This window comes from Parabacteroides gordonii MS-1 = DSM 23371 (assembly GCF_000969825.1).
In the GTDB taxonomy this organism is placed as follows: domain Bacteria; phylum Bacteroidota; class Bacteroidia; order Bacteroidales; family Tannerellaceae; genus Parabacteroides; species Parabacteroides gordonii.
The window spans coordinates 332,161-348,602 of the sequence record NZ_KQ033919.1 but is presented as its reverse complement, the minus strand read 5'-3'; the positions used below and the strand labels follow the sequence as shown (position 1 = coordinate 348,602).

General features: G+C 48.1%; 8 protein-coding genes. 7 read left to right on the top strand and 1 reads right to left on the bottom strand.

The annotated features are described in order from the left end of the window. Positions 1-62: 62 nt before the first annotated feature. Positions 63-650 carry a nitroreductase family protein gene (locus HMPREF1536_RS01420; protein ID WP_028727647.1) on the top strand — a complete coding sequence of 196 codons (588 nt, stop codon included), beginning with the start codon at positions 63-65 and terminating at the stop codon, positions 648-650. A gap of 72 nt (positions 651-722) precedes the next feature. Here the strand turns inward: HMPREF1536_RS01420 and HMPREF1536_RS01415 are convergent, their stop codons facing one another. Next, positions 723-2,783, bottom strand: a complete 2,061-nt coding sequence (locus HMPREF1536_RS01415; protein WP_225608080.1) for a glycoside hydrolase family 2 protein — start codon at positions 2,781-2,783, stop codon at positions 723-725. 519 nt (positions 2,784-3,302) lie between these two features. On the opposite strand from HMPREF1536_RS01415, the gene HMPREF1536_RS01410 reads away from it, so the two are divergent. The 6 genes from HMPREF1536_RS01410 (at position 3,303) to HMPREF1536_RS01385 (ending at position 16,417) form a co-directional block, all read left to right on the top strand. After that, entirely contained in the window at positions 3,303-3,893 is a 591-nt protein-coding gene (locus HMPREF1536_RS01410) for an HU family DNA-binding protein (RefSeq protein ID WP_028727649.1), read from the top strand. Next, positions 3,890-7,978: a hybrid sensor histidine kinase/response regulator transcription factor gene (locus tag HMPREF1536_RS01405; RefSeq protein WP_028727650.1), complete on the top strand. Its 4,089-nt coding sequence runs from the start codon at positions 3,890-3,892 to the stop codon at positions 7,976-7,978. Before HMPREF1536_RS01410 ends, HMPREF1536_RS01405 begins: the two co-directional genes overlap by 4 nt. A 99-nt stretch (positions 7,979-8,077) precedes the next feature. Then, the gene (locus HMPREF1536_RS01400) at positions 8,078-9,226 is read left to right on the top strand and encodes a glycoside hydrolase family 88/105 protein (RefSeq protein ID WP_081693312.1); all 1,149 of its coding nucleotides are present in this window, start codon (positions 8,078-8,080) and stop codon (positions 9,224-9,226) included. 168 nt (positions 9,227-9,394) lie between these two features. Next, the gene (locus HMPREF1536_RS01395; RefSeq protein ID WP_028727652.1) at positions 9,395-12,430 is read left to right on the top strand and encodes a SusC/RagA family TonB-linked outer membrane protein; all 3,036 of its coding nucleotides are present in this window, start codon (positions 9,395-9,397) and stop codon (positions 12,428-12,430) included. A gap of 21 nt (positions 12,431-12,451) precedes the next feature. Beyond that, positions 12,452-14,059, top strand: a complete 1,608-nt coding sequence (locus tag HMPREF1536_RS01390; protein ID WP_028727653.1) for a RagB/SusD family nutrient uptake outer membrane protein — start codon at positions 12,452-12,454, stop codon at positions 14,057-14,059. A gap of 84 nt (positions 14,060-14,143) precedes the next feature. Continuing rightward, positions 14,144-16,417, top strand: a complete 2,274-nt coding sequence (locus tag HMPREF1536_RS01385; RefSeq protein WP_028727654.1) for a hypothetical protein — start codon at positions 14,144-14,146, stop codon at positions 16,415-16,417. The last annotated feature ends 25 nt before the right edge of the window (positions 16,418-16,442 follow it).

Sequence of the window (16,442 nt, the reverse complement as noted above, 5' to 3'; positions counted from 1 at the left end):
CAAAGATAGAAATAATATTACTCGATATCATATTTGTCCGGATCAATTTGTATGTTTGCAGTATGAAATGGAAATATTCTTTTATTGTATTATTATCAGCCCTGGTTGCCTGCAACGGTACGGAAACCAAAGAAAGCGATGGCTCTAACCAGACATTGGAAACAATCTTCAACCGGAAAAGTGTACGTAAATACACGGAACGTCCGGTAGAGAAAGAGAAACTGGAAACGCTGGTTCGCGCCGGCATGGCTGCCCCCTCCTCCAGAGACCGCCGTCCCTGGGAGTTCGTTATTGTCACGGATCGGGATTTGCTGGATAAAATGGGAGATGGATTGCCACTGGCACGCATGCTGAAAGAAACCAAGCAAGCTATTATCGTTTGCGGAGATACCGTTAAGTCGGAGAACGCCTGGCAACTGGACTGCTCCGCCGCAGCACAAAACATATTGCTGGCCGCCGAGTCGATGGGACTGGGTGCCGTATGGACGGCAGCTTATCCATACCCCGAACGAATGAAGATAATCCAGGATGCTTTACAACTACCAGAGCATATCCTTCCGCTCACGGTGATCCCGCTCGGCTATCCTACGGGCATCGAGAAGCCGAAAGATAAATACAACAAGAAACAGATACATTACAACGGCTGGTAAAAACAGAACAGGTGTTGCAAGAACGAGTCTTACAACACCTGCTTTTTATTCATCCTTTAGTTCCGGGAGAAATCAGAATCCCGCATGTTCCTCCTTGTTGACCGACTGGTCTGAGTCGCGTTTCTTCTCACCGCTATACATCCACTCTATCTCGTCTTCGTAAGTCTTACCGTCTTTCACAACGACAGTCTTTACAATATTCTTTCCATTCTCCAGGGTAACATGATCTATTATATAATGTACGGGAGTATATCCTTCGCGGATGCCGGACAGCTCCTTACCGTTCAGATACACCTTCGGCGTTCCGATATTTGAATAGACAGTTACGGATGTCTCTTTCTTCTCACGATCCCAGTTACGGCGTTGCGTCAGGAAAAGAACCGGATCTTTGCTCCAGTTGGCTTTATACCAGAAATAAGAATCCTTCTTCACCTTACGGTCGAAAGTAACCAGCCCTTTCATGTTACGGGCCGGGACACCTCCACGTACCCACAACGGAGCACAGAAATCGAACGTATTCCAAAGGTAAGAGGCGATAATATACGGATGTGCCGCAATCACGCTCCACTGGTATTCGTGCGTCTTGGTCTGGAATGCCTCGGGATAGAACTCCTTCGTCCAGTTCAGCGCTTCACCCAGATACTCCGTCTGATGGTTCAGGTTGGCATCTGCACCGTATTCGGTAAGCATCAGTTTCTGGTGAGGATATTCTTTCTCCAGATTCTCCACCCAGGGTTTAATGTCCTGTATCTTCTTTTCGTACCAGCCGAAGTAACGGTTCATTCCCTGAATATCGGCAACCAGATTCACCGGATGCTCCATATGCCCGTAGCCGTTGACCGAAACGGTATAGCGATCCGGATCTTCCGTCTTGGCCAGGTCGTGCAAAGACTGTGTCAGCTCTCTGGTATACTGGTGCGGCTGATATACTTCGTTATGCAATCCCCATACATAGATGGAAGGATGATTAAAGCTCTGGCGGATCATTTCGCGCAACTGGTTACGGCAATTCTCCGCTTCCTCCCCGCTGACACGGTTTACAAAAGGTATTTCCGCCCAGATGATCAATCCCAGGCTATCGCAACGGGAGTACAGATAGTCGGACTGCTGGTAATGGGCAAAACGGACGGTGGTTGCACCGACATCCATAATGGTCGCCAAATCGAAATCATGGTTCTCATTCTTCAAGGCACTGCCCAGCCCCCACCAATCCTGATGGCGGGTAACGCCATACATCGGGTACTTCTCCCCGTTCAGATAGAAGCCTTTCCCGGCAACGATCTCGTACTTGCGCAATCCCAGCGGCTGCACCATTTCGTCGATCACTTTCCCGTCTTTAATCAGGCGGCTGACCACTTTATACAGATAAGGATTCTCGCGTCCCTGCCACAAGGTAGGATTTTTGATCGTGAAGGAAGACTCATAAGCCTGCTCACCCTGCGCGCTCAGTTCGAAAGACCGGCTTTGCGTCGCGATCTGCTTCCCTTCCTGATTATAAATAGTATTCTGCAAAGTGACAGACGCAGGCTGCAACGTTCCGTTATCCAGCTTCACCTTCACGTTGACATCGGCCTGTTTCTTAGATACATTCTTCTGGGTCACATAAACACCCGGAGAAGCACAATCGGTTACAGATATATTATAAGGCTCGGTAACGATCAGCCATACCGGACGATAGATACCACCATATACACCAAACAAGTTATGATTGATAGGGATAACATCCGGACGCGATTTATTATCCGCCTTCACGATGATCTCGTTCTCCTCCCCCGCTTTCAGCAACGGGCTGATCTCGCAGGCAAAGGCGGAGTAGCCACCTTTATGAGAGGTCGCCAGCATCCCGTTCACAAACACTTCTGCGCAGGAGCCGACTCCTTCGAAACGCAGGAAGACACGTTTGCCCTTCAGTTCGGTCGGAAAGAAATATTGTTTCTTATAATAGGCTGCCCCTTCGTAAAAGTTGTCAGCCTGCACCTGCATATCTTTTGCATTCCAGGTATGAGGGATTTCAACTTCCGACCAACCGCTGTCCCACTTACGGGCATTAACGGCCAGTTCTTTTTCCGCCGGGGCCTTTTTAAATGACCAACCGGAGTTGAAGGACTCTACGCTCCGGCCTTCCGCCCGCATGGTAACCAGACTCAGGCAGGCAAATAATAAGGTTAAACTCAATACTCGTTTATTCATGATATGTTAATTATTATGCTGCAAATATACGCCAGTCTTGCTTACCCTATTAATAAAATCATCTCAATACCGATCAGGATTGTCTCTATTCACCGGTAAAAAACAACTATAAGAGGCGAAACAAGCCGCTAAAGGCCAGTCGGCACCTATCCAGGATACAACCGGCGGGAGGAAAGAAAAAATAAAAAAGGTGCCCGACAGAGATACAATATGTGCCGAGAGTAAGTATCTTTGGTGCCGAGAGTAAGATTGTCCGACGGGTGTCGAACAGCTGTTCGACCCTTGTCAGACAGCTGTTCGACCTCCGTCAGACAGCTGTCCCACAGGGGTCGGACAAACATTTTGTGCCGAGGTAGGCAAGATTACCTCGTCTATCGTTGAAGATTAGTTCGGCTACTGTTGAAGATCAGCTCGGGATGATGAAGAATATAACCGGGATATCCCACTTAAACAATACAGCCTATGTCAGCCACTTATAACCTATTTAAGAATCCGGGGAAGGGGGACAACCTCCATGCCCGCCAGGTAAACCAATATACTATACGCATCAACGAGCTTTGCGACGAGATCTCCGAAATCAGCGCTTTCTCTTCTTCGGATGTGAAGGGAATGCTGGAAGCGTTGAAGAACCGCATCGCCTCCCATCTCAAATACGGGGCTATCGTCGAACTGGAAGGACTGGGAACGTTCAACGCCTCATTGAAGTGCCCGCCCTTATCCAGTGAGAAGCAAATCACCCCTCATCTGGTGAAATTCAGCAAAGTAGTCTTTCGCTGCTCCAAGGAGTTGAAAAATGAGTTGCGACAGATGAAGCTGGAACGGGCAAACGAGCCCAGCCGCCTGAAAGGATACACGGAAGAGAAGCGGAAAGCCAATATATTGAATTACCTGAAACAGAATAAGACGATCTCCAGCTTTACGTGCCGCTCCATCAACGGTTGCTCGAAATACATCGCGTTGAAAGATCTCCGGACTTTACTAACCGAAGGGAAAATCATTCGTTTGGGCTACCGTTCCAATGCGCAATACGGCCTGCAAGAGAAGGAGGAATGAGTATGAGATTCATTGGCAGGCTGGTTTTATTCCTTACACTATCCTTATTCTTCGTTTCTGTATCCGGCAGGAATGAAAGGCCTTTCTTTTTCTCGCATCTCGGAGTGGAAGACGGTCTTTCTCAAGTTTCCGTTCTCAATATCTTCCAGGACTCGGAAGGATATATCTGGTTCGGGACGCGAAACGGGGCTAACCGGTATGACGGTTATGAGTTTAAGATCTATCAGAACGAGGTGAACAACCAGGCGTCGATCAGCGACAATTACATCCGTTCCATCAACGAGGATAGCCAAAAGAATATCTGGGTGGGGACGTCCAACGGTATGAACTGCATCGATTACAAGACCAAAAAGATCACCCGGTTCTATCCGCAGATCATCAACCCCGACATAAGTACGAATGCGGTACACCGCTTCTTCAAGCATTCGGACGGCCACTTATACGCATTCACGACACGAAGCATGCTGAAATGTTCTCCGGATAAGACAGTGGAATACATGCCTTATCTCACCGAGGTGGAATCGCCCATCTACGCAATCGTGCAGGATGAGCAGGAAGACATCTACATCGGAACGGAAGAAAGCGGGCTTTATATATTCTCGTCCGACTGGAAACTGAAACATCATTTCCCGGCTGACAGTAGCAGCAACCGGGAAACACTTCCGACTAGTACAATTACTGTATTATTGGCGTCTGCCAATAATACTTTCATCGGTACCGATGAAAGCGGTGTTTGTGTCTATAATAAAGAAAAGCAGTCTTTCAAACGCCTCAACACCAGCAACTCCGGGTTAAACAACAACTCGGTGCGCACAATGCTCCCCCTCAATAAAGACTCCATCCTGATCGGGACATTCAGAGGCCTGAACATCCTCAACACAACCGACATGCATATCTCTCCCATCGAGATGAATATGGACGAAGAAGGAAGCCTGAGCCATTATTCGATCCACAGCATGTTGATCGACCGGGATCAGACCTTATGGGTCGGCACTTATTCCGCCGGAGTCAATTACCACAGCCCTTTCTATAAGCCGGTGTCTTTCATCACTCCGGAAGCCTTCACCGGAATTATCGGCAAAGGCGGTGAAGATGAGAACGGGAAGATGTGGTTTGCCACCGAAGGGGGCGGTCTCCTGTTTTACGACCCGCTAAACGGTAAACAACAACTATACCCGATCAAGCCGTTGCATGAAGGGAACTATGAGATCAATATTATCAAATCGATCCTGATTAAAGGGGACTCCATCTTTTGTTCCACTCATTTCGGTTCCGTCTACCTGTTCTCTATCAAAAGCAAGCAGTTCAGGCTGTTGTATGATTTCAAGCATAATGACATCATGACCTTATACCTGGATAGCAGGCAACGCCTGTGGATACCGACTTTTACTCCGTATCAAACGGTTCTGGTAGATGGGAAGGATTATATAAACATGTTCGACATCAACGGCGAGCAGCAGCAGTTGAAAGGTATCAACGCCATCAACGAGATAGAACCGAACGTCTTCCTGCTCGGCGGTTACAACGACAGTCTCTATCTATACGACATGAATAAGCTGGCGATGCAGAACATCAGCGTACGGCTTCGCAGTAAAGATAAGAACCAACGGCTGGGAACAATCGCTTATATCCTCAAGGATTACGAGGACGAGCTTTGGATCGCTACCACAAAAGGCGGCTTGTTCCGGCTGGACAAGAACCTCGAGCTGGTGAAGAATTACCAGAAAGAAGACGGCTTATCCGCCAGTTATATCACATCCATTTCAATCGACCGGAAAGGGGATATATGGGTTGTCACCGGAAACGAGTTATATAAGTTAAACCGCTTCTACGACAAGTTTAATCAAGTCAAACCGGTCGATTCCCCCACCCAGGAGTTCACGCTTTATGCCGGCGACTGTATCTCGTCGGACGGTACGCTCTATTTTCCCGGCAACCGGGGCATCTTGTCGATAAACCCGCAGAAGATGACTACGAACCCCAATTCCCCTCCTATTTATATTACTTCTTTAGTAGTAAACAACCCGGGGAACTCGTCCGACAAGAATGAACAGAATACAATATTATACCCTTCGGAATACGAAGATAAAATCACGTTGGACGCCGACCAGGGCAGCATAACGATACGGTATACCGCCATCAATTACGTGCATTCCGAGGAGAACTCCTACGCATACATGCTGGAAGGAGCCGACCAGAGCTGGCACCAGATCGGAAACCGCCGGGAAGCCTACTACAGTAACCTCCGCCCCGGCAAATATATTTTCCGGGTAAAGGCCTCCAATAACGACGGAGTCTGGAACCCGCAGGAAGCGACCTTGCATATCACCGTCAACCCTCCGTTCTACCAGACTTGGTGGGCATACCTCACCTACCTGGTTATCATTTCGTTGGTCATCATGCGCATCGTGCAGCAACAGCACCGCAAGCATGAACGGGAACGGGAAGAGAAATACAAACAGCTGGAACAGGATAAGATGAATGAATTGCATGAAGAACGGATGCGCATGTTCACGAACTTCTCCCATGAGCTGCGGACACCGCTTACATTAATCATCAATCCGCTAAACGATCTCCTCCAGCGTGTCACCTTCTCACCGGAAGTGAAAGAGGCCTTGCAGATGATCAAAAAGAATACCGGACGGATGTTACTGCTGGTCAACAACCTGATGGATATCCAGCGGTATGAGGCCGGGAAATCGATCTTGCAAAAGACACGGTTCAACTTCTCCTCATTCATCCGTGAAATGTACCACTCGTTCGAAAGCGTGGCCCATAACCGGGATATCCGGTTCACTTTGGAGAATGAATTGCCCGAGCTTTACTTCACGTGCTATGATGAGGCGGAGATAGAGAAAGTCTTTTTCAATCTGCTATCCAATGCCTTCAAATTCACTCCGGCGAATGGCAGTGTCACGATCCGTATCAAACGGATCTCCCAGAGTCAGTGCGAAATGTTGCCGATGTTCCCCGAACAGCAAGCCTCGACCCTGATCGAGTCGTCGTATCTGTTGATAGAGATCGTCGACACGGGTAAAGGGCTGAACAAAGAGGAAGCCGAAAAGATATTCGAACCCTTCTACCGGGCCGAGGAAGATATACACAAACAAGTGGCAGGTACGGGGATCGGCCTCAGCCTGACCCGCTCTATCGTCCTGCAACACCAGGGATGCATCTGGACGGATAGCTCCGAAGAAAAAGGCACCGACTTCCTGATCCTTCTCCCGGACACAGAAAAACAGGATATAAAGAAGGAAGAGGAAGCCGTGAACCCGCATTTGTCCGAGATCAGCAAAAAGGTTGCCCTCCTGGTGGAAGAAACGGAAGCCCGCAACAAACAAACCGTCCTGCTTGTAGACGATAACCAGGAAGTGCTGCAATACCTGGAACAGCAACTACAACCCGACTACATCGTCATGAAAGCCATCAACGGCAAAGATGCGCTGGAACAGCTGGAAGGAACCTTCCCGAATATCGTGATCAGCGACGTGATGATGCCGGAAATGAACGGGCTCGAGCTATGCAAACGGATCAAGGAAAGCCAGGATTTCTGCCATATACCGGTTATCTTGCTAACAGCCAAGTCGATGGTGTCGCAGATTGAAGAGGGGCTGGAAGCCGGAGCGGACGATTACATCGTGAAACCATTTCAGGTATCTCTGCTGAAAGCACGCATCAGAAACCTACTCTCGCTGCGGGAGAAGATGAAAATCATTTACGGCGAATCACTGACCCTGCGTAACCTGGGTGTAGAGGAGCCGGAAGAAGACAACGACTTCCTGACGCAATATATAGATATCGTGAAGGCAAATATCTCGAACCAGGAGCTGGATGTCTCGGTCATCTACCAGGCGTTGGGCATGAGCCGTGCGAATTTCTACCGGAAAGTGAAAGCGGTTACCGGGCTCTCCCCCATCGAACTGATCAAGAATATCCGTCTGGAAGCAGGAGCTAAACTGCTGAAAGAGTCGAATATGAACGTCTCCGAGATCGCCCAACACATCGGTTTCAGCAGCAGGTCTTACTTCGCGCGCAGCTTTAAAGCGGTTTACGGCATGTCGCCCACAGAGTATCAGGAGAAATGAGACGTTTGTACTCGCATTTGGGATGATCGTGTTTTTCCATGAGTCTGTTCTTTTATTCATTTGATTATGCTTATTAATCTAATATAAAAGAACAGATTTATGGATTTTAAATTAATGTCGCTTAAACACATTGCCGCAGCAATGATGCTTGGTTTCGTAACAATCTCTTCATGGGCCGCACCTGTACCGGCCGAAAAACCATCCGGCCTCGACCGGGCAGAAGTACTTTCCGTAGCCCGTAAGGTCGCAGACTGGCAGGTCAAGGAATTTCCCAACAACCCATATGCAGTCAAGGAACCCAAAGGCTGGATAGCCGGAGCGCTTTACCTGGGGATGTACGACTGGGCCGAACTCAGCGGAGAGGAAGGATACTTCAACTGGCTGAAGAAAGTGTTCAACCGCCAGTACTGGCAAGTAGCCGACCGTATGTACCATGCCGACGACGTGTGTGTCTCGCAGACCTATATCGATATGTACAATAAATATAAGGAAGAGAAAATGTTGCTTCCCACCCTGGCACGTATCGACTGGGTGATCAACAACCCTTCCAAAGGCGGCCTGGATATAGATTACAGCAAACCGCTCTCCTACGAACGATGGTCGTGGTGCGATGCGCTCTTTATGGCTCCGGGAGTGTACACCCGCCTGTACACGCTCACCGGAAATAAAAAGTATATGATTTTCTCTGATGCCGAATTCAAAGCCACCTATAACCACTTATATGATAAAGAAGAACACCTCTTCTTCCGTGACAGCCGCTATTTCAACCAGAAGGAAGCGAACGGTAAGAAAGTGTTCTGGGGACGAGGCAACGGCTGGGTGATCGGCGGACTGGCAGAAATACTGAAAACACTGCCGGAGAACGACACCGAATACCGCCCTTTCTACCAACAACTGTTCTGCGAACTGAGCGAACGCCTGGCCGGACTTCAAAACAAAGACGGCTTCTGGCATGCCAGCCTTTTAGACCCCGACAGCTACCCCTCTCCTGAAACCAGTGCCACCGGATTTATCGTCTACGGACTAGCCTACGGTGTCAACCAGGGTTATCTCCCGGCAGACAAATATCTCCCCGTAATCGAAAAAGGATGGAAGGCGCTTGTCTCTGCCGTCGAACCGGCCGGAAAGCTGGGTTGGGTACAACCGGTCGGAGCCGATCCTAAAAAAGTAACCCGGGATATGACGGAACTTTACGGCACCGGGGCACTCCTGATGGCAGCAGTGGAAATCTACAAGCTGTCGGAATAATTTTATAGAAATTACATGTTTTTTAGCGTATTGGGACGATAATACATCCTTTTGAGACGATTTTGTCCGCACACATAACGCGTATTTCATTCTTTTGACACAAAAAATCAAAATAGCCATCTGGTTAATTACTTAAATTGTTTAATGCGCAAATAAATTATGAAAAGCATGAGCAGACTACTGGACGGGAACCTGCCTCCCTGTAAAAAGGCAGCAGAACGAAAGAACAGGATTCTTTCTTTATTATTCTTCTTTATGGCGTTTATATCTGTACAGGTATATGCGCAAGACATCAAAATCTCCGGAACAGTTATTTCCGGATCCGACAATTACCCGATCATCGGAGCAAACATTCTGGTAAAAGGTACTACCATCGGAACCATTACAGATGTAGACGGTAATTTCTCATTCGAGGCTCCCAAAGGTTCTACATTAGTTGTATCTTACATTGGTTACCAATCACAGGAAATGCAGGTAAGCGGAAACGCACCGATTAAAATTGTTTTATCCGAAGACTCTGAAAAGCTGGACGAAGTAATCGTTATCGGTTACGGTTCACAGAAAAAGTCGGACATGACAGGCGGTATCGTTGCCGTCGGTAATGAAAAACTTCAGATGGTTTCGACCAACAACCTGATGGATAAACTGGCCGGCCAGGTTCCGGGCTTGAACATCACAATGGAAAAAGCCAGCCCTTCGGAAGACCAGGTATTGCGCGTTCGTGGTGAAAACTCACTGACGGCCGACAACTCTCCGCTGATCGTTCTGGACGGTATTCCTTACAGTGGTTCACTAGGTGACATCGATCCGGATAATATCGAAAACCTGTCTGTATTGAAGGATGCATCTTCTGCTGCTATCTACGGTTCACGTGGTGCAAACGGTGTTATCCTGATCCAGACTAAAAAGGGGAAAAAGGGAACAGCAACAGTCAGCTATAAAGGACAGGTAGGTTTCTCTCAGCCGGAACGCCGTGTCGATGTAATGAAGGGTCCGGAATACGTAAAGTTCCTACAGGATCAATGGGCTTATATGAACTATAACGGTGTGATCAAAAACCCGGAAGACATTCTGAACGTAAGTGAAATTGAAAACTGGAGAAACGGTATCGAAACAGACTGGCAGGATCAGATCTTCAGAACAGCTTTGACCAACAGCCACCAGCTCAGTGTATCCGGCGGTACGGAAAAGACTACTTACATGGCTTCTATCTCTCGTTTGAACCAGGAAGGTGTAGTGAAAGACACCGGTATGAAACGTACAAACATCGCCTTGAATATTACACAGCAATTAGGTAACTGGTTGACGATCGGTATGGCAACACAAGCCGTTCAGAAAGAATACGGTGGCATACAGGCCGGTATCTCCGATGCTCTTTGTCAATCTCCTTACGGTCAGCCGTACAACAGCGACGGTTCATTGAACTTCTATCCGATGGATCAGACTTTGCATGCCAACCCGCTGGCTGACTTGGAAGCAACAAGCGATAAAACAGATCGTAACATCTTTATTTCTACTTATGCAGATGCAAAGCTTCCGATAAAAGGATTGAGCTTCCGTACTAACTTCGGTTATAACTACCGCAGCAAATTCGAAGGTTCTTACTACGGACGTAACACCGTGACAGGTAAAGCGAAGAACGGTTCTGCCGCTATCAAGAACCAACACGACTGGGATTATACATGGGAAAATGTATTAAAGTATGAACTTCAGTTGGGCAAGCACAAATTCGATGCAACCGGTTTGTTCAGTATGCAGCAGACATCGCAGGAAATATCCGAACAAAAGGGGACCAGCTTCGTAAATGACGATTCTGAATATCACAACATGGCAGGTGCGGAAGAAAACAAAACCGTTACTTCCGAACTGACTGAAACAGCTATGTTATCTTATATGTTACGTTTGAACTACAATTATGCAAACAGATATTTGTTCACTGCAACAGGTCGTTCGGACGGTTACTCCGCATTCGGTACAAACAACAAATATGCATTCTTCCCGTCTCTTGCCGCTGCATGGAACATTTCTTCCGAAGAGTTCATGGAAAGCACAAACAACTGGATGGATATGTTAAAGATCCGTTTGTCATGGGGTTCTAACGGTAACCAGGCTATCAAGGCTTACCAGACACTTGACCGCTTGAAACTGACAAACTACATCTGGGGAGATAAAGGAACAACCGTGAACGGCGTGATCTTGTCATACAACTCGATCGGTAACCCTAACCTGAAATGGGAAACTACCCGCACAGTCAATGCCGGTGTCGATTTCAGCTTCTTCAACAGCCGCCTGTCAGGTAGCGTCGATTTCTATGTCTCAAATACTTCGGATCTGTTGATGAGCCGTACGGTTCCTATCATGAACGGTTACAACTCTATCATGGATAACGTAGGTGAAACACGCAACACAGGTATTGAACTGGCCTTGAATTCTGTAAACATGGAAAACAAGGACTTTCGTTGGAGCACCAGCTATAACTTCTCCCTGAACCGTGACAAGATCATCGAACTTCGCGGAGACGGCAAAGACGATATCACAAACAAATGGTTTATCGGCGAACCGGTAAAGGTTTACTATGACTATAATGTAGTAGGAACCTGGCAGGAAGACGATAATTTCCTGAACGCAGACGGAAAAGAAATACAGAAGGGCGCAAAACCCGGACATGCCAAACTGGAAGATGTAGACGGTGACGGTACAATCACAGCCAAAGATAAAAAGATCATCGGTTCCAAATTACCGAGCTTTACCATGTCATTAGGCAATACATTCACATATAAGGATTTCACATTCTCATTCCTGTTGAACGGAGTATTCGGTGCATGGAAAGAAATGATCGATTACAACTTCGACCGTTGGAGCTCCAAATACAACTACATCAGCGGTATGGATTACTGGACTCCGGAAAATCCGACAAATGCTATGACCTCTCCGGGTTATGTTCCTTACGACAAACATTCATTCTATAAAAAGATGAATTATGTACGTATCAAGAATATCACATTAGGCTATAATATTCCGAAGGCAATCCTCACTCCGGTTGGAATCTCTGCTCTGAACGTTAACCTGAGCGTTAACAACCTGTATACATTCAGCAATGTAAAGAATGCGTTGAACTTCGACGGAACAGACTACAATGCCAATATTGTTTCCTGTTACCCGACAGCACGTTCCTTTATGCTGGGCTTAAATCTTATTTTCTAATCTCATAAACAAATACAGAATATGAAAAATATATTAGCCGCTGCAGCCGCAGCATTTTTACTGATCACAACGACAGGCTGCTCCGATTTCCTTGATGAAGATCTGAAAAAGGAATTGGCTCCTGATAATACCTATACCAGCACATACGGTTTCCAGGTTGGTGTAAACGGATTGTATGCCTGGGCACGTTCTGAATTCAATACCTGGGGAACATCACCGACAACATTAGGACAGGCTTGTCCTTACGAATCGTTCCAGGTGGCAACAGACATTGTATATACGGGGCATGGCGACGGCTCGCTGGTACCTTTCGAAACACTGGCTATCACTCCTTCACTGACATTCGTAGAGAACTATTGGAAATGGTCTTACGGACTGATCTCATCTGTTAATGAACTATTGACCTATGCCGATAAGAACGAAAACTGGGATGCACCGACAGATAAAATCGGTTTCCAAGCCGAAGCACGTTTCTTCCGTGCCTATGCTTACCGCTACCTGGTTTATCTCTATGGAGATGTACCTTACGTAGATAAAATCGAAAGCGACTTCCGCATAGACTTCACTCGTACACCGAAAGCGGAAGTGCTGAATCACATGATCGAAGACCTGACATTTGCTGCTGATAATCTACCGGAAAACCCGGATAATGTAAACGAGGTGGGTAAGTTGACCAAGTGGGCAGCAATCCAACTATTATCCGAAGTTTACTTAATGGCCGGACAATATGATAAGGCTGAAGCTGCTGCCAAGCAAGTGATCGATTGCGGTTATTTCCACCTGATGACAGAACGTTTCGGTGTAAACAAATCAGCTCCCGGCGACGTGTTCTCTGATATGTTCCTGGAATACAACCAGAACCGTACAGCAGGTAATATGGAAACTATTTGGGTAATGCAGCTAGAATATAACACTCCTGGTGGCGGTGGCGACAGCGAAGACTGGACTAAACGTGCATGGGTTCCCAAATACTGGAATGAAACAGGTTTTGTATTGTGCGACTCTCTGGGTGGCCGTGGTCTGGCTCAAATCGTTCCGTTCAAATGGTGGATCGACAGTGAAGACTTCTACGCTCCTACGGATATGCGTAACTCTAAATATAGTATCAAGAGAGACTGGTATTACAACAATCCTGCAACACCGGAACTGTTTGGTAAAAAATGTGAGGTAACAGAAGACACATGGGCCAAATGCTCTGTTTTCCCAACTATCACCAAGTTCAACTATGGTAAAACAGACGACGATCCTGCTTACACAGGTAATAACAAAGACCGTATGAAGTTCCGTCTGGCAGAAACTTATCTGTTGTTGGCAGAAGCTCGTTTACAACAAGGTAATGCACAAGGCGCAGCCGAAGCAATCAACGTTGTACGTAAACGTGCCGGTGCACCGGAAATTACAGCATCACAGGCAACGATAGACTTCCTGCTGGATGAACGTATCCGTGAATTGGTTGGCGAAGAATTGCGTCGCTTTACATTGGTTCGTACAGGCAAGTTAGTAGAACGTACCAAAAAGTACAACTCTCGCAGCAGCAAAATAGACAACGATCATATTTTGTGGCCTATCCCGCAATCTATCATCGACTCTAACACAGGTGCTGATTTCCCACAGAATCCGGGTTATTAATTATACTACATGGTAAGGGGCATCTACAGGCAACGTATTTGCCCCTTCTTTCTCTCCTTTCACGTACCAAGAAAACATCATATCATGAGATACCTACTCCTAATAATAAGCCTATACATCTCCTCTACCCTCAGCTCATCCGCCCAGGACTGGCTGATCGATGGCTCTTCCTATAAATCGAAAGTACAGACAACACACGAAGGGAAACGTCTCGAACTAACCAACGGCCTCCTGCGCCGTATCTTCCTGCTTGCCCCCAACGCAGCCACTATCGCCCTCGACAACCTGATGACCGGGCAAAACGAACTGCGGGCAGTCCGCCCCGAAGCCTTGCTCGTCATTAACGGAAAAGAATATCCTGTCGGAGGATTGACCGGGCAGCCCGTCAACAACTTCCTGACAGATGAATTCATCAACAACATGCAGGCCTGCGACTCCGCTTTTACCCTGGTCGACTACCAGATCAGCGAAAGCAAGGAACGTTTCCCCTGGAAACCGAATAGCCGGTGGATATCCAACCTGTACCCCTGGCCTGCCCCCGGCAAACGGATCACCTTCAACTACCAGGCTCCGGCAACAGCCCCCCGGGAATGCAAAGACCTGAAAGTACGCGTCATCTACGAACTATACGACGGTGCCCCTATCCTGACCAAATGGATCGAGATCGATAACAAAGGGACGGAAACCGTCACACTCGACTCTTTCAAATCAGAAATACTGGCGTTGGTGGAAACCGCCCCGAAAGTGCATTACGGTGAACCCCATGAAGTACGCATGATGGCACAAGAACCGGGCGCTTACACGAAAGACTTCCGCCGGCAACCCGTGCAGACAGATGCCCCCCGCGACTATATCGACCGCTTCACCCAACTGTTCGTCGTCACCGACTACGCGATGGGAGGCGATATGGAAGCGATGAAAGATAACCCGGCTGTCCGTTGGGTGTTCGACCATCCGGAATATGAATTTACCGGCATACGCTATTACGGTCAATACAAACCGGCCCGTTTGGAAGTCACTCCGCTGCTAGGCCCCGGTCTCGACATCGAGGCAGGCGACAGCTTCGAATCGTGCACCGCCTTTGAAATGCTGCGCGACGCCACCGATCAGGAACGACGCGGCCTGGCAGAATGCAAGTTCTGGCGTATGATGGCTCCCTGGACACAGGAGAACCCGATCTTCATGCATGTTCGCGAATCAGATAATGAAGCCGTGAAACAAGCCATCGACCAATGCGCCGCCGTCGGCTTCGAGATGGTGATCATGACATTCGGCAGCGGCTTCAAGATAGAGAACGATTCCGTCTCCTACCTGCAACGGATGAAAGAACTGAGCGATTACGCTGCCCGGAAAGGCATTGCCATCGGTGGTTACTCTCTGCTGGCAAGCCGTGGAGCCAAAGACATAGACGCCGCCATTAGTCATAGAACCGGGAAACCGGCCAACACACGCGAAGAAGGTAGCCGTTTCGGCGTATCTCCTTGTATCGCTTCCGATTGGGGAGATACCTACTTCCGTAAACTGCAAAACTTCTTCACCACAACAGGGATGAATGTTTTTGAAAACGACGGTTCATACCCCGGCGACCCTTGTGCTTCCACGTCACACAGCGGCCATAAAGGGTATCTCGACTCGCAATGGCAGCAATGGAAAAAGATTAACCGGTTTTATCGCTGGTGCCGTGCCAACGGAGTCTACCTGAATGTGCCCGACTGGTATTTCCTGAGCGGCTCCAATAAAACACCGATGGGATATGTCGAAACCAACTGGTCGCTGCCCCGCGCCTACCAGGAGATCATCGAACGCCAGAACATCTACGACGGAACCTGGCAGAAAACACCCAGCATGGGTTTCATGTTCGTCCCCCTCACCCAGTATCACGGAGGAGGTGAAGCGGCCACGATCGAACCATTGAACGAGCACTTGGATCATTACGAAACCCGCCTGCGCAACCTGTTCGGTGCCGGAGTGCAAGCCTGCTACCGCGGCCCCCGTCTGTACGATACCGACGCGACTAAAGAGCTGGTCGGCAAATGGGTCTCCTTCTATAAAAAATACCGCCGGATACTCGACTCCGACATTATCCACCTTCGCCGTCCCGACGGACAGGACTGGGACGGTATCATGCACGTCAACCCGGCTTTGAAGCAAAAAGGATTTATCTCCGTCTACAACCCGCTCGACGTCCCGATCCGGAAAGAGATCAGGATACCTCTTTATTATACCGGACTGACCGACAAAGTCACCGTCAAGGAGCAGGATCAGAACAGTAAGGTATACGTGTTGGAGCGCGACTACTCCGTCACTATCCCTATCGATATTCCAGCGAAAGGATATAACTGGTACGTCATCGAATAAACAGATTTGTATAACCATATAATAT

Coding starts and splice junctions, on each gene's coding strand:
- HMPREF1536_RS01420 (WP_028727647.1), top strand. CDS start 63: ATGAAATGGAAATATTCTTTTATTGTATTATTATCAGCCCTGGTTGCC.
- HMPREF1536_RS01415 (WP_225608080.1), bottom strand. CDS start 2,783: ATGCGGGCGGAAGGCCGGAGCGTAGAGTCCTTCAACTCCGGTTGGTCA.
- HMPREF1536_RS01410 (WP_028727649.1), top strand. CDS start 3,303: ATGTCAGCCACTTATAACCTATTTAAGAATCCGGGGAAGGGGGACAAC.
- HMPREF1536_RS01405 (WP_028727650.1), top strand. CDS start 3,890: ATGAGTATGAGATTCATTGGCAGGCTGGTTTTATTCCTTACACTATCC.
- HMPREF1536_RS01400 (WP_081693312.1), top strand. CDS start 8,078: ATGGATTTTAAATTAATGTCGCTTAAACACATTGCCGCAGCAATGATG.
- HMPREF1536_RS01395 (WP_028727652.1), top strand. CDS start 9,395: ATGAGCAGACTACTGGACGGGAACCTGCCTCCCTGTAAAAAGGCAGCA.
- HMPREF1536_RS01390 (WP_028727653.1), top strand. CDS start 12,452: ATGAAAAATATATTAGCCGCTGCAGCCGCAGCATTTTTACTGATCACA.
- HMPREF1536_RS01385 (WP_028727654.1), top strand. CDS start 14,144: ATGAGATACCTACTCCTAATAATAAGCCTATACATCTCCTCTACCCTC.